This is a genomic window from Planctobacterium sp. AWH2_060, from assembly GCF_056158425.1.
Genome location: NZ_JBSWTG010000001.1, coordinates 4,756,484 through 4,775,054, shown reverse-complemented (window position 1 = coordinate 4,775,054; position 18,571 = coordinate 4,756,484). Strand labels below are relative to the sequence as shown.

Sequence of the window (18,571 nt, the reverse complement as noted above, 5' to 3'; positions counted from 1 at the left end):
GGTGTTGAGGCATTGAGTTAGGAGGAAAATAATGTCAGAAGCTAACAACCAGTTTATTGCTGATTCTCAGTGTATAAACGAAGAAGTGCAACAACAAAGCGATGAAACCTTGCAGGTGCTGTCTCAGGGCGGCCTGGTCAACGCATTAACCTTATCCATGTTGAACAACACTGCTAACCAATATTCGTCGCAGACACTGGCGAACTCGGCCATGGTACAAACCTGCAACAAAATACTAGGAGCCTGACATCAGGCAGAGCATTTTATTTAATCGAACCACAACAACCTTCAGGAGAATTGATTATGTCACCTGCACAATCTCAAGATATTTCAAACTGTTTAAGTGCTGCCTTTGATGCAGTAAATGGCACATCGCCGGGCACCTGGTCTTTGTGCTACAACAGCAATCAAAATACGTTGTCGCTATCAGCAACGGTTTCCACGCCAGAGAGTGTGCTGGAGCCGGCACCCAAACTGGTTTCCACCATCGATACCAAAGGCCTGAGTGACATGATCACTTTTATCTATCAGGTCAACTTACAAATGCAGAAGAAAAGTAAAAGCTCAGGAAACTCTGGCAACGGCGGCTGATCAAGATAGTACGACAACAGTTGGAGACAACGCATGAATGATAAAAATGTCCCACCACAAGAGCATGAACTTGACCTTGAAGAAGCAGTCAAGATAGACGCCATTACTGCAACCTCATTTGCACAATCTATTGCCTTTACAGTGCAAAATGAGGTGGATGCCATTCGCAACCAAAATACTGTGAACATGGTAGCTATGGGTTCTGCCTATGCAAAATGGTTAGAAAACCCCACCATGAGTAGCGAGTTTGAAGACCTGGCGAATAAAGCGACACTGCCAAACGAACCCGTTTTTGGCCCCGGTTCGCCATTAGGTAGTGAAGCCAGCACTACTCCAGCACCGAGACTAGCGACATCGCTATTAAGCCGCTTTTTGCAAAAATAATCGCACACTGATGGCGGCTTAATCTGGAATACCGTCACGCTGTCTCAACGTTGGTTTAGACAATGCAACAAAACGCCCTGAATCAAACTTAATCATCGTCCCATAATTGTTTCAAGATCGCTTGCTGACGAGTTGCTTGTTGTTGCAACACTTTTGCAGTGGAATCGATGCCTGTCGCCTTTGTCGTTGCGGTGATGGCATCCTGTGAAGACATATCGTTAAGCCATTTCTGAGGTTGCCAGTACCAGCCAAATCGATCAAATCTCGGTGTATTAGACATTACCACTCCCTCTCCAACAATAGCGTAACAATGCGCTATTCCAAAAAAATCTCTGGCGCGCTGCCATCACTAAACCCTGTATCTATCGCCTGTTGGATATCGGCATCGGATTGTTCAATTAGATCGCTACCCGATGCTGTGTCATTCCTTTTACTTTGCTTAACAGGAAACGGGACGGGTAGCAGTGGAAAGGTACGAACCACTTCATCATACAATTCTGAATGCCAGGTGAGTAAAATCTCAAGATTGTTGAGGAACGCCTCTCTTGCATGCAGTTCCTTCTGGTAATCAAACCACCCTGCGGCATCTTCAGGTACCGGAGCAGACATGTACAAGGCGGTCAGTCCCCGGTACGTTTCCGTGTAGGCAGCGGAAATATTTTCAAGGGTAGGTTTGAGAGTACGCTCTGGGAGCAACCAAAGCTCCTGGCTTTGGATCAGCAAAGACTGAAAGACATCATCAAATTGATTGAGCAATTCTATAGAAGGCTGTGGTTTAAAATTGTGATTAGTTTTGGCAAATTCTACCACTTCCTGAAGGGTAGCATTTAGGAATAGAAAATCATTACAAGGTGTTTGATGCTCAGACATAATTAAGCTCCCGTGAATGGCTGCCGGTTCACCAAAAAACTGGCTTGTTTGAAGTAGATTGACGGAAACTTTCGTCTTCAGCGTCGCACTTTTTAGTTTTTTTGGACAGAGGCAACTCATCAGCTGTGCCAGATAACGAAGGCTGGCTTGCCAATTGATTGCCGTCAGGCTGGTACTCCCGCCACGCTCGCATTATTTGCCATTCCGATTGCCCCGTCTGATACTTTAGCCAATCGTAAAAACGACATACTTGCTCCAAAATCCACACTACATCCGGATCTTCATGATCTTTCGCCCCAAGAATTGAAATACTTTCCATCACGGGCTCCAACATGCCCGCCAATTGCTCAATGAGCTGTTGCGATTGCGCCGCTCCCTGATGTTGTAATAGCAGTAAATTGGCTTTGCGCATCCAGTTTAACAACACCATTCTTGCATCGTCACTACCACTATAGCGGCGTAACCGTTGCATGAAATCAAGTGTCAATAACTCCATTTTGTCTTTACTCCAAATTAAAAATGATAAGAATTTTTGCCAGATATATGCCAACCTGGACGATTTAGCTATCTAACAATCCAGGTCTGCTCAGCGGTGTCAGCTCCAAAGCTCCAGAACCATCAACGGCAAGCTTATCTGGAACAATTCGACCCAACACTCTGTCTCCCTGGTTGTTAATGACCATGTTTTGTCACCTGCCATTTATTCTTTGTTGTGCCTTCTGATTTGCAGCGGCTTTTTTTCAAAGGCGTTTTTAAACGCCGTGGAAAAATTCGCCTGATCAGGATAACCCACAGCGGTTGCAATCTCTTGTATGCTGCTGTCGGTTTTTAGCAATAAGTCCATAGCCTTGCTCATGCGTTGCTGCCGCAACCAGGCTGCAACCCCCTGACCTTTCTCATTTTTGAAGACGTTGGATAAAGTGTTACGATTTGTACATAAGGCCCGACTAATAGAAACCAAAGTGAGATGCTGATCCAGGTTTTTCAACATGTAGTCACACGCTTTCTCTACAAGTTGCGACTGCCTGGAGTGGGCTTCAGCATCAGAAAAATGAGAGTGCTGAAACACCGTCCGATAATCCGGGAATGAAAACATCGACAAAGAGCTAAGTACCTGTTGGCATATTCTAATCAACAGTTCGGTGGGCTGCTGAGTCAGTGTACCGACAATTTGAAAAGTCGTACTGCGTAAATTAATGACGATAGCAGTGCTTACCTGCTCTTGCAATTTGTCTCTGGCGGCAGAAAACGCCTCTTCAAAATCCACTACAACAGCACTTATCTTTTTTTAAAGGTGGTCGCGTTGAATTGGCTCAGAGATGTAAAGACATTGCACTCATAACTTGCTTTTAAGTTTTCAATAACCGGGCTCATTTGAGGTGAGCCATGAGTCAAAAACACAACTAAAGGTAATTCTAAATACATATTAATACTCGCTCCTGTTGACAAGGGTATTATTTTACCCTTCATGAAAACAGTTGCACGGAGTATATGCGCCTAACCATTACAATTCATTACAGACACTGACGTTTCAACCAAAGCTAATGCACCCTGCTAATGGGTATTTTCAAGTTATCATCAACTAACGCGCTTTAGAATCATCCTTAAGCTCTGCACTTTCTTCTGCTGAATACATTTGCAGTTTATGTTCTGAATTTTCAAGATGAAGTTGCTCTTTGAATGCACTGGGTAACACTTCAATGCCAAACTTTTGCCCAAGTTTAACAATCGCAGGTAGCGTGATGGGCGAAAACGGTAAAATCACCACGACGCTCAACCCCAGGCCTTTTATTACATCCTTAAACTGCTGATTGGCCTCCAGCATTTCCTGCTCTGTCGCTTCCCCGCGAGTATATTTGTGATAAATAGCCAGCATTTGCTTGGTTTCTGCACTTTCCTGCGCCAATCCTTTTTGCAGTACCACCAAAGCTTTGCGCATTTTGAATGACAGTGCCTTGTGATCGAATATCTTGCTATCAAATAGCTTTTTGTGTTCCGCTTCAGGTCTGTTTGGAAACGAAGGACGCTTACTCATTGCTGAACGTATGCTGTTAAAGAAGTTTTTACTCTGTTCTCGCACGACAAGCCATTTTAAGTCAAAGATGGCCTTTAATATTGTGGCTTAAGCGGCGAAATTACAATGCTTGTTTATGTTAATTTGGTAAACAAAATTGACAGTTTTGCTTCAGTGGCAGATATTGCAATCATGCAATGTGTTCTGAAGCAGTTTAGTCGCTCATGAATGGCAATAACGGGAACTCAAATGAGGGACCGAAAAACAAATCTCCATCCAGCTTTGGTGTTGTTAAAAACCAGGGCCGGAATGCTTTTGCCAATGAATCGGCCCCGCAGTCCAGAAATCGTTCTAATGCGGTGTTTGAAGCCCCCGGTCGAACTCGCAGCAATACTGTGTCAGAACCCGTCTCCCGAAATCGTGCCAATGCCCTGTTTTCAGCACCGGAGAACTTTGGCAAAATCAAAAATGAGGGACGGCAAAACAACCAGCCACAAAACAAGCACGGATTCGGTTTGGGTGAACAGGTTAAAAACCTTGGCCGTGCTGCATTTGGAAAAAAACCAGACCGCAATAACCTCAGTTTCACGCAAAAAACCGGGTTTAATCTCATTGCAGGCTTCATGGATAAGCTGATTAACGAAGCAGACAAACCTAGCCTGCAAGACAGCAATCAGCGCCCGGGTTTTCTCAAGCCTCCGGGTAACACCGGGTTTAACCCCAATGGAGAAAATGACAATCGCCGTATGAGTATGCAGGCGCAAAATAACAATCATGATGACAGTAATGTCACTGCCGGAGAATTTTTTAAACGTCTGCAAACCGCCTTGCAAGATCCAGCTAAGTTCAAAAAAGAAGCCTTACAAAAAGAACAGGCCAGAGCCAATCAGCAACAACATCAACCACAAAACCAGCAACAACAACAGCGCCTACAATCCAGTGCACCACAGCAAAAGCAACCTACAGCACAGGATTTTTTCAAAGAATTACGAGGGGCATTAAAAGATCCGGCCGGCTACAAACGCCGCGTTGAGGCCCAGCAGAACCAACAGCAGCGAAGCCAGCAGCAAAAACAACCACCCGGAAATCCCCAGCCTGCAAATAAGCATCAACCTGAAGGTCAAAAAGCTAAACCCCTGCAGTCTACTGCGCCTAAACCCCGCCCTAAATCACCACGTAAGTAGCTATCAGAGCAGTAACCAGAACAGAATAGAATTGAGGCACAAAGATTCAATGAGTGCAGATTATGCAGGTTAAAAAAACATTGAGCGATAAAAATTCAAATCAATATCAAAATACTTTGATTCAAAAGTTACGCAACATACCTACCGGTGTGTTGCTAACTGCTGAGTTTATCAAAGCTGAATTTGGCCCTATTCTTAGCACACTGAAGCTATCAAAAATACTGGAAGTCAAGGAAGATTCCATTAAGCAAAAAATATCCCGCAGAAGTTTTGAAATTCCCGTATCAAAGTTAGGCAATATACATGTAGCAACAGCTTACGATTTAGCGATGTATATCGAACAAAACAAGGTTAGATAGCCTCAGTCACTAATATATGATGACTCGACCTGACAGATAGTTAATACCATAAAGCTCCCGCTCAGTTGTCTACCAATGGACGATGTTTCTCTACAAAACGCGAGATTTCAATTAGGTAATAATGACGGCCAGGTTACCGAACAGAGCGGTCGGCCAACGGCCGCTTCAAGCTGCGGCTGCGAAGCTGTCCGGCAGCCTTGACTTGTTATGTACGACGCAGATAATTGTTAAGCTCTTCAACTAAATCAAGTGCTTCATTCTTTGTAAGATAAGGCACTTTTATAGTTCTTGCCCAAAAGAAACTTTTACCTGTTTTTGAGCTAACTTCTGAAAAAGGCATAGCTAACAGTTTGTTATCTTTCTGGTTCGGGATAGGCGTCAAAAACTCTACGTCTCGATACAAAGTTTCACTATCTGGAGCTTTGACCTCACCTTTTACTTTTGCGGCCGCTATTAAGCCACACCATTTGTGCGAAAAGAAAACAATATCTCCTACATGAACATGATGAACAAACCGCTTTGCTTCCCCATATGCTTCAAGACGACTATTATCCATCATTGACCAAATAGAGTTCTCATCCCAACTACGGTTCGTGTCGAATAACACACCTTTAATATCACTTGGGTTTTTATGTTTATCATATGGAAGTGCGAAGAATTCAAAGTACTTTTCACCAGCGAGTTCGTAAACTCGATATGGCAGAAAATCAATAGATATACCATTTTTCTTCCAGTAATCTACGGACGATATCAATGACTCATCAGCCGCACTACCGATAACCAAGAGATGCTGTTTATTGTTTATTTCTTTTGGGTCTAGTTCATGTTCAAGGCTAAACGCTTCTTTATGAGCTTCAACGAGCGACATATCGCTCTTGCTATATTCTTTGAATTTTTTTGCTAATTTGTGGTAGCTCCATTGACCTGCATCTTGCGCATACCTTAGTGCTTGATGAACCGCATCTTTACCTGCTGAGGCACGTTTTAGCTCAAATATAACTAATTCACCATTTTCATTAAGTGCATAAATATCAGCTTCTGCTTGCCATTGCCTTTCCTGAAATACAGGCATCAACTTAGCATCCTCAAACAACACATCTAAAATGCTATTTGCGATTAAGTTTTCTAAGTCCTTTTCAAGTTTACCGAAACTCGAAAAGTCCTTGAACTCAACGGGCTCTAGCTTTTCAAATACTTCTGTTTGTTCTTCTATTTTGTAGAGCATCTCAGTATTCCTTTGAGTACATAACGCCCCAAGCAGGGGCAAATAAATGCTTGGCTAAAATTATAGAGCGCAGCGACAAAAGCCAAGCTTTATTTGTCCTGCTTGAGTGGCTTGTTAGGGCTCAACTCACGTATTTTGTTTAAATAATATTGAGAGAAACTTAACTTAGGTAAAATTACATCCGTCCCACCACAAGTGCCTGTTGTCCAGTAATTATCATTTGTAAAAATGACATAATAATAACCAAACATATAACTATTGCCCTTGCACGAACCGTCATCTAATTGTGAATAGACTATGTTTGAACTTTTCCCTTTTAATATTTCAGGTTCCTTTAAAACGACCTTTTGAAACTCATTTCCGTTTGCATCGTTTTGGATTTCGAGTCCAACAACTCTCCCATACAATATGTGGGAAGCTTAAGAAAAATAGTAGGAAGGTTCAGCTTTTTTACAGCTACATGCTAAAGCTATATTTGAAGCTAGCAATAATGAAACGGCAACAAATTTAAGCACTGAACCTCCAGTGAGCCCTAACGCCCGCATTTGAGGTTGGTTTGGAGCGCAGCGGAAAACCAGTCCGACAACATGCGATTGTTAGGCATTTGCGCTGTTTTTGATAACTGGCACCCACCAACGTATCTCCATTTCACTAAAATGCCTCCAAGGCATAGGAAAATATGCCACGATGTCAGGCTTATCTCCGTCTCTCTCATAGCCCGTTGCAGAAAACCATTTCCCGTAAATGTATCGGTTTGTTTTCATAGCACCACGATATGAACAGTTAAACTCAGCGTAAGTTGCTGATGGAACGCTATGAGTTTTAAATTCTTTCAAATTTTTGTCAAATTCACATTCCACACCAAGCACATCTAAAAATTGATCTTGCTTGTTTTTATCTTCAGGAAAATACGCAGTTAGTAATGGCGAACCGGTTACCGCCCCTGGCTTACCTCCAGTCAATTCACAAAGACGTTTGTAATTATCAGACCCGACATACTCTTTCCAAAATTTCTTACCGTTTTTTGTGAAATCATCAAACTCAAATCGTTTACTTTTTCCGACGATATTGAAAGACGGCTTCTCAACTATTTTATATTCCATTTTCTCTGCCTCTATAGGTTCTAAAGAAAAAGAGGCCTTACTGTATGTTGCAATGGTACCATTATCAGATCGAGCTTCACTTGGGTTCATCCCGTGTATTTTGCGAAATGATCGCGTAAATGCATTTGGTGAGTTATACCCATACTTCATTGCGATAGCCAAAATGGTTTCTTGAGTGCTTACCACATCTACCGCTGCTAAAGTAAATCTTCTCCTTTTTACGTACTCAGAGAATGTAACATCGAAACAAGAATAAAATATTCGATGCAGATGAAACTTCGAGCAGCAAGCTATTTTTGCTGCTTTATCAATAGAAATTTCACTATCAAGATTTTCTTCAACATACTCAATAACCAATCTAATTCGATCTACCCAATTCATGCGCTAGCCTCTAATTGAGTCCGTATGCTAATTAGTCTCTAGGTTTACTGTCTCACCTTTTTTTGACATATGTATAGAAGCTGGATTGACTGCCTAACGTCGTAAATAAATGGCAAATGCTTGCTGGCTATACTTGCCGAGGCACGAGGCTGGCCAGCGAGTATTTGTCCGTGTTTGAAATTTTTTGTTAGTTTTTGCACTCAATTTCGCCCTTGACGTAGGGATGAGAAAAAGAAATTGGAATCACAGCAGATCCCGCCATACCCACCGCAGTGCTCTGGTTTGCACCTTCCTCGTTACCCACTTCGTCGTAGCCATTGGGGCACAATTCGGATGCTCTTTTGTGCCATCTTTCCAATACTAACTCAGGGCTGGTTGAGGCATTTCCTAAGTATTCAACCCAGTATCTTCCAACACCAATCTGTTGATCTTTATATCCCCCACTCCATGTGTAAGCTTGATAACCTGTCACACAACCGGATGTTAATAGCACCAAACCCAATAAAAATAATGTCTTCACCAATCCTCCTAGAACGTCTCAATAATTAGTGCAGTTAGTTTGGCAGCTTTATTGCGTTGTTTGCAATACAAGATGCAAAGCTAACGGAGTCTAATTTATTGACTTGTTCTGTGGTAGCCAGACCTTAGTCGCTTTGGCTACGTAGATTGAAGGGTCAAAAACAAATCGTCACTTGATCGGGACTTCATACCCTAAAGCTTATCTCTAAGGTCTGTCTGAAAATAACGTCGATTTCAGCAGCCTTAGAGATAAGCTTTAGGGATTGAAAAACAGTATAGTTCCGTCAAGTTTCTTTGCTAGATTTTATAGTCATAAAAAAGAGAAGCGTCATACTGTGTAAATATACACCATAATCCTCTGTATCGACTATAATCTCTAGTATATCTTTTCTCCAATTCCATCAGAACAATTTAATGTGAGGCAACTTGCCTGTTATTCTTCCAGCAAGTTTCCTCTTTTTTATTTTCAGTCCTTTTTACCAAACCTCCTTGCCCTTTTCTACCCTAATTTTCCATAGCTATTAAGAATGTCGTTGGCAATAAAAAGCGGCAATTTGCCTCTTTTCTTGACTTTAAGGGAAACCCTCAAGTGCTGTATATAAAAACAGCATTCTTAAAAGGATTTTAACTAAGTCTAGATCACCGTTTCTCAATAGGGTGACCAATTGGGTCAGGTTCGCTGAAAAGTTAACGCACTGTATTTTTGGGCGAGCGTTGCGTGATCGTCTGCTTTCTTAAAAATGCAGACATTCTGGTTTGGCTAAGCTCTATATTTAATAGTCTCGGATAGAGTTGTGTCTAGTCCAGATAAGCACCGAAAACCTTGTTTTACCCTTTTGGGACACTACAGAAAAACCAGGCTATGATTAGGAACACTTCCAAATACTGTACTGATTCACAGTGTCACAATGGGACCCCCTTATATACAGCGGGATACAGGGGAAATACAGCAAAATACAAGACGTGCGCAGATGGGACACTCAAAAATTAATATAAATTAATTTTTTAAGCTATAAAGCGCTGTGTAAGTCATTGAATATAAAGGATTAAGGATGGTGCCCAGGGGCGGACTTGAACCGCCACGGCCTTGCGGCCACTAGCACCTGAAGCTAGCGTGTCTACCAATTTCACCACCTGGGCATATAAATTTTAAGAGCACTGTTTAAGTTCAGTGCAGTCTTCCTTGATGTAATCAAATACTTACTTGCTCAAGCAAAAGTACTCTAAACCCTCCATGGTGAGGGCTTCCAGCTCGGCGTCCCCTTGCCTCGCATTCGCAACTAAAATTGCTCCAGGTATTCACAATTTTCGGGCGTTGCTCACCCAATTTCACCACCTGGGCTAACTATTCAGAAATGAAATCTGAATGTCGCGTGTTCGGAATTGTTATCCCCGAAAACGGACGCGAAAGATAAAGGTTCCGGGTTAGTTTGTCAATCGTAAAAATGCTATTATTCGCGGAATTGTGCAAATTTATTAAAAACAGATTATTTGATGAGCAATGTGGAATACCTGATCCCTGTCAGGCCGGTTATTTTCGAGGAAGAAATTAAGAAAAGTCGATTCATTACCCGGCTAGCTCACACTCCCAGCATAGACAGTGCAAAAGCTTTTGTGGCGCAAATTAAAGAGGAATTCAAAGATGCACGCCATAATTGTTGGGCATTTGTGGCAGGCGCACCTCAGGATTCTATGCAATATGGATTCAGTGATGACGGGGAGCCTAGTGGTACAGCGGGCAAGCCAATGTTAAACCAATTGATAGGTAGCGATGTCGGCGAAATAAGCGCCGTGGTAACCCGCTATTTTGGCGGCATCAAACTGGGCACCGGTGGCCTGGTAAAAGCCTATGGCGGCGGCGTACAGCAGGCGCTTGCGCAATTACAGACACAACTTAAAGTACCGGAAACGCAGTTTTCTCTGCAACTGCCTTTTGATTTGGTTAGTGTATTGGAATACGCAGTTAAAGACGCTAATGGCAGCATTTCCGAGCGCCAATACCACACAGATATCGTGTGCCGCATTCAGTGCCCGATAATGAATAAAAACGCCCTGCTAACTCAGCTCATCAACCAGAGTAAAGGCAGAATAACTTTGCTGCCTGAGAACTAGAGGGCCCTTGCACTATCGCTAATAATTAACTTCGAAAAGTCTTCCACTGCAATATGCGTTTGATAATAGGGAAACATGGGCTTGTGATCAGGACCAATAGCTTTTATCACCTGGCGTTTGGCGGTGCCCTTTACCAATAGTGATTTGCCCACCAGGGTTTCACTGACATTTTCGCCATGCAGGCTAATAAACTCAGCGACCAGCTCAGGCTTGATTTTGACAGTCAGACAACGACGATCTCGATAATCTTCTTCGGAATTAATATACAGGATGTTATTGCGGATATTGGCCGCCTTGATCTCAAATTGAAACACGCCATCAAAACCGGCAGAACCAGACATCTCTGAATACTCGATAGCTTTCATTGGCGTCATACCCATGGCATTGACGAAGTCAGATTCAAATCCGCTTTCACGTAACTGAAATAAAAAGTGCTCAGTTAATCTTGCGATAGCATCTGATTGCTCCTGCATTTCCCGCTGTTGTTCATCGCTGACCACAATGGGCGGCCGCGAAACCAGGAGTTTCTGCCCCACTTCGCTCTGATAAAAGCGGATCAGCTCCACAAGTTCAGCTTCGGAGTAGTAATCCAGATAATATTGTCTGACGGCTTCACTTGTAAACCTGTTGGACTTAGGATAATTGAGTAATTCTTTTAACTGCGACTTGTAGTCCGTTACCAAATGTTGATAACTGTCTGGGATCAAGTGCAACTTTAGGCGCTTAAGATACGCTTCCTGCATTTGGGTGATGATTCTGTTATGAGCTGATTCTTCATGCGGGGCACTCCAAATATTGATTAACTCGTCAAGCAACAGAGATTTACTATCATTGAGTTCAGCGTGCAGAATTGGCGAGTGAACGCAGGTAAACGCGAATAATAAAGCCGCACTAAAGCGAATTATCATAAATGCATCCTTGTAAATAATTTTTACCAATTTTAGCGAATTTGTTATCCCTGTGGCAACTCAAATAAAAAAGCCAGTGCATGGCACTGGCTTTTAGTTCACCGATATCAGAGATTAACCGTTAACGAAATCCTGACCCAGTTTAATGTCGCCACGCAGGCCTTCCAGCATGTCGTCTTTGGCTTTTTGCTCAAACGCGCTTAATTCACCATAAGGCAGAATTTCTTCAACACCTGCTGGACCTAATCTGACAGGATGTGCGAAGAACTCTGCGTCATCGCTGTTGGTTTCAACGTACGTGTACTCAACTACGTTCTGACCTTGCATCGCCTCAACCAGAGACAAACAGAAACGTGCAGCTGCCTGGCCCATAGACAAGGTTGCTGAACCACCGCCCGCTTTAGCTTCTACAACTTCAGTACCTGCATTCTGGATACGAGTTGTCAGCGCCGCAACCTCTTCGTCAGTGAAGTCTACGCCGTCTACCTGAGACAACAGAGGTAAAATAGTCGTACCAGAGTGACCACCAATAACCGGTACGTGAATCGCTTCTGGGCTCAAACCTTTCAGTTCAGCAACAAAAGTTTCAGCGCGGATTACGTCTAGCGTGGTTACACCGAACAATTTGTTCTTGTTGTATACGCCTTTTTTCTTCAGTGCTTCAGCAGCAATAGCAACTGTCGTGTTTACCGGGTTAGTGATAATACCGATGCAAGCTTCAGGGCAAGTATCCGCGATGGCGTCAACCAGGTTGCGAACGATACCAGCATTGATGTTGAACAGATCAGAGCGATCCATACCTGGCTTTCTTGGTACTCCAGCTGGGATCAATACAATGTCGCAGCCTTTAAGTGCCGCGCTTAAATCGTCTTTACCAAAGCCCTTAACTTTAACATCGGTAGGGATATGGCTTAAATCTACTGCTACACCTGGAACTACTGGCGCTACATCGTACAAAGATAATTCAGAACCTGCGGGTAATTGAGTTTTCAAAAGAAGGGATAATGCCTGACCAATACCACCGGCAGCACCTAAAACTGCTACTTTCATTTTATTCTCCTATGAAGTGCAAATTGTCGCGCTTTTAACCTGAATCAAGAATAGCCAGACTATTCATCATCACCAGGCTGCGAGCTGTCTTCCCGATATCGCTAACTGGATAACAAAGAGGACGGATGTGTAAATTTTCCAGTTATGCAGTGTATGGGTATTTTTCGCAAAATCAATACACAGAAGCCATAACATGTAACGTTTACTTTCTTATAACAAGTCGGCAAAATAGTGAATTATTATGTAAATGCAATCAGAGAGATGAATGACCAGCAAGCAAGAAGAAGAAATTAAGGCATTTAAAGAGGTTTTAAAGGCAGAATCTTACGGTTCCCAGGGCGAAATTGTTGAAGTCCTGAAAAGTATGGGATTTGCCAATATCAGCCAGTCGAAAGTTTCTCGCATGCTGAGCAAGTTTGGCGCTGTCCGGGCGCGTAATGCCAAAGGTGATATGGTCTATTGCTTGCCGCCGGAACTGGGTATGCCAACGGCAAAAAGCCCTTTGAAACAGCTGGTTTTAGATGTTGAGCACAATGGTGTCATGATCATCATTCGCACCACGCCTGGCGCTGCACAGCTGATTGCTCGCTTGCTAGACTCACTGGGCCGTTCTGATGGAGTACTGGGCACCATTGCCGGTGACGACACTATATTTATTGCACCAGCTTCAGTGGAGCATATCGAGGAAATTCGGCAAAAGGTCGAAGATCTATTTGAAACTGTTTAGTAAAACTAAAAAGCCCGCGAAAGCGGGCTTTTTTGATAAAGCGTAAATTAGCGCTTTTGCACTACCAGGCTTCCGATGGAATACCCTGCACCAAAAGAACAGAGCACGCCATAATCCCCGGATTGCATATCTTCCTGATGAAGATTAAAGGCTATCAACGAACCTGCTGATGCAGTATTGGCATAACGGTCCAGCACTACTGGCGCTTCAGTGGGATTAGCATCCCGGCCTAGTATTTTCTTGGCAATCAACATATTCATGTTGATATTAGCCTGATGCAACCACCAGCGCTTAACATCATTCGCCGTTAAATTGTGCTGGCTCATGTGATTTAAAATGTGCTCAGCCGCCATAGGGCATACTTCTTTAAATACCTTGCGACCTTCCTGATGGAACAACTTGTCAGTGCCAAACGCATCAACATCATTTGCCCGGCTCATGTATCCAAAGTTAGAGCGAATATTGGAAGAGTATTTAGTTTTCGCAGAGGTACTTAAGATCTCGTATTGATTTTCAGAAACGCTGTAATCCTGCGCTTCCACCAGCATCGCGGTAGCAACGTCACCGAAGATAAAGTGACTGTCGCGATCACAGAAGTTCAGCTGTGGAGAAACCAATTCCGGGTTGATAACCAATACCGAGCGTGCAGTACCCGCTTTCACCATTTCCCAAGCTCTGTGCAAGGCAAAGGTACCGGCCGAACAAGCGACTAACATGTCAAACCCGAAACCTTCGATGCCCAGTGCTTCCTGGATTTCGATGGCAATAGCCGGATAAGCGCGTTGCGTATAGGCACAGGACACGATAACCGCATCCACATCTTGTGCTTTGCGACCTGCTGCTTCCAGAGCCTGTTTAGCCGCTAACACACCAATCTCAGCCTGATTAGAAAGCTCGTCTTCACCTCGCTCCGGAATCGTTGGACGCATATGGTCCACATCCAAAATGCCTTCTTTGGTGTACACGTAACGGCTCTTAATACCGGATGCTTTGTAGATAAACTCAGCGCTGGAATGAGGTTTTGCTGCCAGTTCGCCGCTGTCGATTTGCGCGCTATTTTCTTCGTTATATTTGTCAGCATACTGATTGTAGCTGTCTACCAGCTCTTCGTTGCTGATACTAAATTCCGGGGTCCATAATCCTGAACCACTGATTACAACCTGGGTCATTATCTTTTGCCTTTTAAAAAACCACCTCTAGCTTAACCACTCATAAACAAAATGTCATTCACAACCCTGCATTCTGCAGCGCTGTAAACTAAACTGTTGAATAGCTATTCGGTATTTTTTAATAATTTTGTGTTTTATTTATCATCAATCTACCTATTCAGCCGATGATAAGGTACATTTATGTGAAAGGTTCGTGACAATGAGCACTACCCTACAAGCTCAGTGTGTTCCATGAATGTTTCATAAAATTTATAACAATAAGACAGAATGAACGCCTATGAAGATGCAACAAAAGCTAATAGTGGCTATAGCCGTTTCGGTGATTTTGCCGACGTTAATTATCGCTATTGTTAGTATTTCCAAGACTACCAGCCAATCAAAACAAAACTTTATCACGGCAACTCAAAACGAAATTCGCCAAATAGACAACAGTTTCAAACTGTTTTTCGAACAGGTGAAATCCAATGCAAAATTTCTGGCGGCTCATCCGCTGGTAAAATCGGTTCCGGCAGAAACCAGCACCTATTTTAACGAAGAACGCATGATGGACCCGCTCAATGCCCATCCGATGGAAGCAGAAATCTTCGACTTGTATCGACAGTTTGGCACCACCCACGAAGAATTGTTATATGTCTATCTGGGCACACCACTTGGCGGATTTATTCAATATCCGGCGGAAAAAATTGGTGGCTATGACCCCAGAAAACGCCCCTGGTATCAACAGGGTATGAGCAATCCTAATCAAGCCGGCATTACCGACGCTTATCAGGGTGTAACAGGTGGCCCAATGGTGTCGGTTATGTATTCCATCAGTGATGATGCCGGTCGTGCTATTGGTGTGCAGTCGATGGACGTATCACTGACCACACTCACAGATATCGTGAAATCCATAAAACTGGGGGAATCCGGTTACCTGGTATTGGTGGATGACAATGGTGTGGTACTGGCGGATTCTAAAACACCGCGCAACAACTTTAAAAAGGTCGGTGACATTGCATCGCCCTTTTACGAAGAGCTGGCAAAACGTCTGCGAAGCAGTGCGTCTTCAAACTTTACAACTGAACACTTAGACTCTGATGTTCAGGTAACCACTTATTACTCACCCACTCTAAAATGGCACTTTATCGGTATTATCGACAGCAGTGAAATCCTGGCTCCAACTGTCGCCATGACCGTTCTTATCACTGTGTTAGCCGCCTTTATGGTGGCAGGCTTTGTATTTTTAGGTGTCTGGCAAGCCAAAAGACTGGTTTCCCCCATTTCGGTGGTGTCGAAGGGCTTAAAAGACATAGCCAGTGGTCAGGGCGATCTGACCCAAAGACTATCGGTTAACTCAAAAGATGAAACCGGTGATCTGGCACGTTGGTTCAACCAATTTCTGGATTCTATCCGCAGTCTGGTACAGGACATCAAAGACGACTCCCAGCTACTAGCCGACAAATCTAAGCAAATTGGCCACATTGTTGAAAATATAAAAGACGCCAGTCACGAACAGGAAAAAGCCATCGAAGACTCTTCCCACGGCACCTCTGCCATGGCGCAAACATCCCAGGAAGTCGCTACCAACTGCGCCAATACTCTGGAGATGGTCTCGAATGCTGAAACCTCGGCAAAAGAAGGTACTCAGATAATCGGTGCTATGGTGAAGGATGTCAGCCGTTTAAGCAGTACCATCAGTGAATCTGCCTCAGCCATGAAAGAATTGGAAAATGAGAGCAGCAACATTACCCAAATTCTGAGCGTTATTCGCGGTATCGCCGAACAAACCAACTTACTTGCTCTAAATGCGGCTATCGAGGCTGCTCGTGCCGGTGAGCAAGGCCGTGGTTTTGCGGTGGTAGCTGATGAAGTTCGCACCCTTGCGAAGCGTTCGCATGATGCCACCGAAGAAATCGACACCATGCTGAACAACCTGGTGGATAAAACCCGCTTTGTATCCGGCAAAATGAGTTCCAGTCTGGAGCAGTCGGAGCAAGCAACCTCACAGTCCACCCACGCCAATCAGTCATTTGAAGATATCAGCAAAGCAGTGGCACAAATTCGCACCCGACTGGACGAAATCGCCAACTCTGCGGAAGTGCAAAATCAGAGTTCACAGCAAATCGATAATAATATTGCTGAAATTGGTAACTCAGTAACTGGTATTGCCAACTCCAGCGACACGCTGGCCAGCAACGCCAAAGAGCTGATGCATTTATCTAGCGAGCTTAACGGTCTGGTGGGTAAATTTAAGGTCAAGTAAAACAAAACCTTTCACACAACAAGGGGCTTAGGCCCCTTTTTTAGTGCATAATAAAAAACAAAGCTGTAAAAATGGAAACACCAATGAAAAAAATCCCAGTTATTTTTGACCATGATGGCGGCGTAGATGACCTGTTGTCACTGATGCTGCTGTTAACCATGGAACATGTGGATCTGAAAGCGGTATGTGTCACACCTGCCGATTGCTTTTTAACCGATGCCACTAAAAGTACCTTAAAAATATTGGATCTATTTGGTCGCAAGGACGTCGTTGTCGCTCAGGGTAACCTGCACGGTATTAACCCATTTCATTACGATTGGCGCGCTCAGCCTAAAATGGTAAATGCCTTACCCACCATGTTGAGCTGTGATGATGACTGGTCACTAGTCACTAAGTTACCTGCCCATGAATACATGCAAAAAGCACTGCAGGAAAGCAATGAACCTATCACGGTATTAATGACTGGCCCCTGTAGCAACCTTGCCAAAGCATTGGAAAACGCTCCAGATTGCGTCAATAAATTGCAAAAAGTCATCTGGATGGGTGGCGCCATTGATACCAAGGGTAACGTGGCCAACTACAACCACGATGGCAGTGCTGAATGGAATGTTTATTGGGATGCGCCCGCCGCTGACAGTCTGCTAAGATCTGGCGCTCCGCTGTGGTTAATGCCCCTTGATGCCACCAATTGTCTGCCCATCAGTATGGCTTTCTTAAAAGACTTATCCGCCTATCGCTCCTATCCTTTAGTAGAGCTGGCCGGGCAGTTTTGGGCCTGCACAGTGGCTTCAATTCCCACGTATGAGTTTACTTATTACCTTTGGGATGTCATGGCCACCTGTTGCCTGGGGCTTGGCGATGATGTTATCGACTGGCAGGATATTCGCCTGTCAGTGCGCACCAATGAGCCTTCCGAGGGCAATACCTACCGCGACGAGAATGGCAACCTGGTAAGAGTTGCCATGCAGGCCAAGCGTCAAGCTGTCATCGACTACCTGGTGCGTCAGTTACAGTACCAGATATAACCCTTATACCCAAACTACCTCAAGATACTCGACTTCAGCGGGCGAATAAAAGGATTTAGGCAAGGTAAATTGGAGATGGCATGGTTGTTCTCACGTCGATACAATTTGACGCAGCATAAATGCTTTTAGGCCCCGCCCTTCGGGAGCTTCACAGCACCTCCATTACGGTGTTGCACTTGTTTGAAAGGTAGCCGACATTCCTTCTCAAGTGCGCCTTGTACTGAAAGCGCTGTGATAGCTCTGAAGCAGGCATCTTGAGGTAGTTTGGGTATAGAAATCCCGGTTGTGGGAACCCTGTCAGGGTTCCTGCTGCCCCGGCGTATTAAGCCCTTTCAGCAGTTGCCAATAGCCCTGCAGATACATCCTTTCTGGGGTCGGAATACTGCTGCCGCCTTGTACACGTTCTAGCTCCCTTGATTCCAATTCACTCATGATTACTTCCTGTAGGTTAAACAATATTTCAGGCTGCCTGCGTTTGGCGTAGTTCGTGCTCCTGCGCAAACACCACCAGCGAGGCGCGATTTTTTATCTGCAGCTTGCGATAAATATTGCTGCAATGAAACTTAATAGTGCGCTCGGTTAAAAACATCTTTCGGGCAATTAACTTGTTGGATAACCCCATCACCACATATTCCATTACCTGGTGTTCGCGTTTTGATAAATCGGGAATTATCGGTTCGCTTTGCATGGTCTTTCTCCTTCACTTCG

At 44.0% G+C, this 18,571-nt stretch carries 23 protein-coding genes and 1 tRNA gene; 9 read left to right on the top strand and 15 right to left on the bottom strand.

What is annotated here, in order from left to right:
- Positions 1-31 precede the first annotated feature (31 nt).
- From ACXAD8_RS20560 to ACXAD8_RS20550, 3 genes are read left to right on the top strand one after another with little or no spacing between them, the layout of a single operon-like run.
- A complete protein-coding gene (locus tag ACXAD8_RS20560) occupies positions 32-247 on the top strand; it encodes a hypothetical protein (RefSeq protein ID WP_475231991.1) in 216 nt (71 codons plus the stop codon).
- A gap of 56 nt (positions 248-303) precedes the next feature.
- Positions 304-591 (top strand): hypothetical protein, encoded by a 288-nt coding sequence (locus tag ACXAD8_RS20555; protein WP_475231989.1) that lies wholly within the window; start codon positions 304-306, stop codon positions 589-591.
- A 33-nt stretch (positions 592-624) separates the two neighbouring features.
- Positions 625-975 carry a hypothetical protein gene (locus tag ACXAD8_RS20550; RefSeq protein ID WP_475231988.1) on the top strand — a complete coding sequence of 117 codons (351 nt, stop codon included), beginning with the start codon at positions 625-627 and terminating at the stop codon, positions 973-975.
- Positions 976-1,063: 88 nt separating this feature from the next.
- Here ACXAD8_RS20550 and ACXAD8_RS20545 read toward each other — a convergent pair whose 3' ends face one another.
- The 6 genes from ACXAD8_RS20545 to ACXAD8_RS20520 all read right to left on the bottom strand — a co-directional run bounded on the left by ACXAD8_RS20545 (position 1,064) and on the right by ACXAD8_RS20520 (position 3,880).
- On the bottom strand, positions 1,064-1,255 hold the full coding sequence (locus ACXAD8_RS20545) for a hypothetical protein (RefSeq protein WP_475231986.1): 192 nt from the start codon (positions 1,253-1,255) through the stop codon (positions 1,064-1,066).
- 35 nt (positions 1,256-1,290) lie between these two features.
- Positions 1,291-1,845, bottom strand: coding sequence for a hypothetical protein (locus tag ACXAD8_RS20540; protein ID WP_475231984.1), 555 nt, complete (start codon positions 1,843-1,845; stop codon positions 1,291-1,293).
- A gap of 28 nt (positions 1,846-1,873) precedes the next feature.
- Positions 1,874-2,341, bottom strand: a complete 468-nt coding sequence (locus ACXAD8_RS20535; RefSeq protein ID WP_475231982.1) for a hypothetical protein — start codon at positions 2,339-2,341, stop codon at positions 1,874-1,876.
- Between the two features lie 64 nt (positions 2,342-2,405).
- Positions 2,406-2,528 carry a hypothetical protein gene (locus ACXAD8_RS20530; protein ID WP_475231980.1) on the bottom strand — a complete coding sequence of 41 codons (123 nt, stop codon included), beginning with the start codon at positions 2,526-2,528 and terminating at the stop codon, positions 2,406-2,408.
- 17 nt (positions 2,529-2,545) lie between these two features.
- On the bottom strand, positions 2,546-3,112 hold the full coding sequence (locus tag ACXAD8_RS20525) for a helix-turn-helix domain-containing protein (protein ID WP_475231979.1): 567 nt from the start codon (positions 3,110-3,112) through the stop codon (positions 2,546-2,548).
- Between the two features lie 315 nt (positions 3,113-3,427).
- Entirely contained in the window at positions 3,428-3,880 is a 453-nt protein-coding gene (locus ACXAD8_RS20520) for a hypothetical protein (RefSeq protein ID WP_475231977.1), read from the bottom strand.
- 203 nt (positions 3,881-4,083) lie between these two features.
- Here ACXAD8_RS20520 and ACXAD8_RS20515 point away from each other — a divergent pair, with 203 nt between their 5' ends.
- Together ACXAD8_RS20515 and ACXAD8_RS20510 are read left to right on the top strand one after the other, a co-directional pair.
- Positions 4,084-5,043, top strand: a complete 960-nt coding sequence (locus ACXAD8_RS20515; RefSeq protein ID WP_475231975.1) for a hypothetical protein — start codon at positions 4,084-4,086, stop codon at positions 5,041-5,043.
- 62 nt (positions 5,044-5,105) lie between these two features.
- A complete protein-coding gene (locus ACXAD8_RS20510; protein ID WP_475231973.1) occupies positions 5,106-5,402 on the top strand; it encodes a hypothetical protein in 297 nt (98 codons plus the stop codon).
- 205 nt (positions 5,403-5,607) lie between these two features.
- On the opposite strand, the gene ACXAD8_RS20505 is transcribed toward ACXAD8_RS20510, so the two are convergent.
- From ACXAD8_RS20505 to ACXAD8_RS20490, 4 genes are all read right to left on the bottom strand, one after another.
- The gene (locus ACXAD8_RS20505; RefSeq protein ID WP_475231971.1) at positions 5,608-6,627 is read right to left on the bottom strand and encodes a PDDEXK family nuclease; all 1,020 of its coding nucleotides are present in this window, start codon (positions 6,625-6,627) and stop codon (positions 5,608-5,610) included.
- A 596-nt stretch (positions 6,628-7,223) separates the two neighbouring features.
- Entirely contained in the window at positions 7,224-8,111 is an 888-nt protein-coding gene (locus tag ACXAD8_RS20500; RefSeq protein ID WP_475231969.1) for an AraC family transcriptional regulator, read from the bottom strand.
- Between the two features lie 187 nt (positions 8,112-8,298).
- Positions 8,299-8,631, bottom strand: a complete 333-nt coding sequence (locus ACXAD8_RS20495; protein ID WP_475231967.1) for a hypothetical protein — start codon at positions 8,629-8,631, stop codon at positions 8,299-8,301.
- Between the two features lie 1,052 nt (positions 8,632-9,683).
- Positions 9,684-9,770, bottom strand: a tRNA-Leu gene (locus ACXAD8_RS20490).
- Between the two features lie 354 nt (positions 9,771-10,124).
- Here ACXAD8_RS20490 and ACXAD8_RS20485 point away from each other — a divergent pair.
- Complete coding sequence (locus tag ACXAD8_RS20485) at positions 10,125-10,742, top strand: YigZ family protein (protein WP_475231965.1); 618 nt, start codon at positions 10,125-10,127, stop codon at positions 10,740-10,742.
- Here ACXAD8_RS20485 and ACXAD8_RS20480 read toward each other — a convergent pair.
- A complete protein-coding gene (locus ACXAD8_RS20480; protein ID WP_475231963.1) occupies positions 10,739-11,650 on the bottom strand; it encodes a DUF2059 domain-containing protein in 912 nt (303 codons plus the stop codon). The genes ACXAD8_RS20485 and ACXAD8_RS20480 overlap by 4 nt on opposite strands.
- Before the next feature lie 114 nt (positions 11,651-11,764).
- Positions 11,765-12,700: a malate dehydrogenase gene (mdh, locus tag ACXAD8_RS20475; RefSeq protein ID WP_475231961.1), complete on the bottom strand. Its 936-nt coding sequence runs from the start codon at positions 12,698-12,700 to the stop codon at positions 11,765-11,767.
- A 265-nt stretch (positions 12,701-12,965) separates the two neighbouring features.
- Here mdh and argR point away from each other — a divergent pair, with 265 nt between their 5' ends.
- Positions 12,966-13,427 (top strand): transcriptional regulator ArgR, encoded by a 462-nt coding sequence (gene argR / locus ACXAD8_RS20470; RefSeq protein WP_475231959.1) that lies wholly within the window; start codon positions 12,966-12,968, stop codon positions 13,425-13,427.
- 47 nt (positions 13,428-13,474) lie between these two features.
- Here the strand turns inward: argR and ACXAD8_RS20465 are convergent, their stop codons facing one another.
- Complete coding sequence (locus tag ACXAD8_RS20465; RefSeq protein WP_475233039.1) at positions 13,475-14,599, bottom strand: beta-ketoacyl-ACP synthase III; 1,125 nt, start codon at positions 14,597-14,599, stop codon at positions 13,475-13,477.
- A 274-nt stretch (positions 14,600-14,873) separates the two neighbouring features.
- On the opposite strand from ACXAD8_RS20465, the gene ACXAD8_RS20460 reads away from it, so the two are divergent.
- Together ACXAD8_RS20460 and ACXAD8_RS20455 are read left to right on the top strand one after the other, a co-directional pair.
- Entirely contained in the window at positions 14,874-16,838 is a 1,965-nt protein-coding gene (locus ACXAD8_RS20460; protein WP_475231957.1) for a methyl-accepting chemotaxis protein, read from the top strand.
- 83 nt (positions 16,839-16,921) lie between these two features.
- On the top strand, positions 16,922-17,863 hold the full coding sequence (locus ACXAD8_RS20455) for a nucleoside hydrolase (protein ID WP_475231955.1): 942 nt from the start codon (positions 16,922-16,924) through the stop codon (positions 17,861-17,863).
- A 297-nt stretch (positions 17,864-18,160) separates the two neighbouring features.
- On the opposite strand, the gene ACXAD8_RS20450 is transcribed toward ACXAD8_RS20455, so the two are convergent.
- Both ACXAD8_RS20450 and ACXAD8_RS20445 read right to left on the bottom strand, forming a co-directional pair.
- A complete protein-coding gene (locus tag ACXAD8_RS20450; RefSeq protein ID WP_475231953.1) occupies positions 18,161-18,295 on the bottom strand; it encodes a hypothetical protein in 135 nt (44 codons plus the stop codon).
- Positions 18,296-18,323: 28 nt separating this feature from the next.
- A complete protein-coding gene (locus ACXAD8_RS20445) occupies positions 18,324-18,551 on the bottom strand; it encodes a response regulator transcription factor (protein ID WP_475231951.1) in 228 nt (75 codons plus the stop codon).
- Between the last annotated feature and the right edge of the window lie 20 nt (positions 18,552-18,571).

Coding starts and splice junctions, on each gene's coding strand:
- ACXAD8_RS20560 (WP_475231991.1), top strand. CDS start 32: ATGTCAGAAGCTAACAACCAGTTTATTGCTGATTCTCAGTGTATAAAC.
- ACXAD8_RS20555 (WP_475231989.1), top strand. CDS start 304: ATGTCACCTGCACAATCTCAAGATATTTCAAACTGTTTAAGTGCTGCC.
- ACXAD8_RS20550 (WP_475231988.1), top strand. CDS start 625: ATGAATGATAAAAATGTCCCACCACAAGAGCATGAACTTGACCTTGAA.
- ACXAD8_RS20545 (WP_475231986.1), bottom strand. CDS start 1,255: ATGTCTAATACACCGAGATTTGATCGATTTGGCTGGTACTGGCAACCT.
- ACXAD8_RS20540 (WP_475231984.1), bottom strand. CDS start 1,845: ATGTCTGAGCATCAAACACCTTGTAATGATTTTCTATTCCTAAATGCT.
- ACXAD8_RS20535 (WP_475231982.1), bottom strand. CDS start 2,341: ATGGAGTTATTGACACTTGATTTCATGCAACGGTTACGCCGCTATAGT.
- ACXAD8_RS20530 (WP_475231980.1), bottom strand. CDS start 2,528: ATGGTCATTAACAACCAGGGAGACAGAGTGTTGGGTCGAATTGTTCCA.
- ACXAD8_RS20520 (WP_475231977.1), bottom strand. CDS start 3,880: ATGAGTAAGCGTCCTTCGTTTCCAAACAGACCTGAAGCGGAACACAAA.
- ACXAD8_RS20515 (WP_475231975.1), top strand. CDS start 4,084: ATGAATGGCAATAACGGGAACTCAAATGAGGGACCGAAAAACAAATCT.
- ACXAD8_RS20510 (WP_475231973.1), top strand. CDS start 5,106: ATGCAGGTTAAAAAAACATTGAGCGATAAAAATTCAAATCAATATCAA.
- ACXAD8_RS20505 (WP_475231971.1), bottom strand. CDS start 6,627: ATGCTCTACAAAATAGAAGAACAAACAGAAGTATTTGAAAAGCTAGAG.
- ACXAD8_RS20500 (WP_475231969.1), bottom strand. CDS start 8,111: ATGAATTGGGTAGATCGAATTAGATTGGTTATTGAGTATGTTGAAGAA.
- ACXAD8_RS20485 (WP_475231965.1), top strand. CDS start 10,125: ATGAGCAATGTGGAATACCTGATCCCTGTCAGGCCGGTTATTTTCGAG.
- ACXAD8_RS20480 (WP_475231963.1), bottom strand. CDS start 11,650: ATGATAATTCGCTTTAGTGCGGCTTTATTATTCGCGTTTACCTGCGTT.
- mdh (WP_475231961.1), bottom strand. CDS start 12,700: ATGAAAGTAGCAGTTTTAGGTGCTGCCGGTGGTATTGGTCAGGCATTA.
- argR (WP_475231959.1), top strand. CDS start 12,966: ATGACCAGCAAGCAAGAAGAAGAAATTAAGGCATTTAAAGAGGTTTTA.
- ACXAD8_RS20460 (WP_475231957.1), top strand. CDS start 14,874: ATGAAGATGCAACAAAAGCTAATAGTGGCTATAGCCGTTTCGGTGATT.
- ACXAD8_RS20455 (WP_475231955.1), top strand. CDS start 16,922: ATGAAAAAAATCCCAGTTATTTTTGACCATGATGGCGGCGTAGATGAC.
- ACXAD8_RS20450 (WP_475231953.1), bottom strand. CDS start 18,295: ATGAGTGAATTGGAATCAAGGGAGCTAGAACGTGTACAAGGCGGCAGC.
- ACXAD8_RS20445 (WP_475231951.1), bottom strand. CDS start 18,551: ATGCAAAGCGAACCGATAATTCCCGATTTATCAAAACGCGAACACCAG.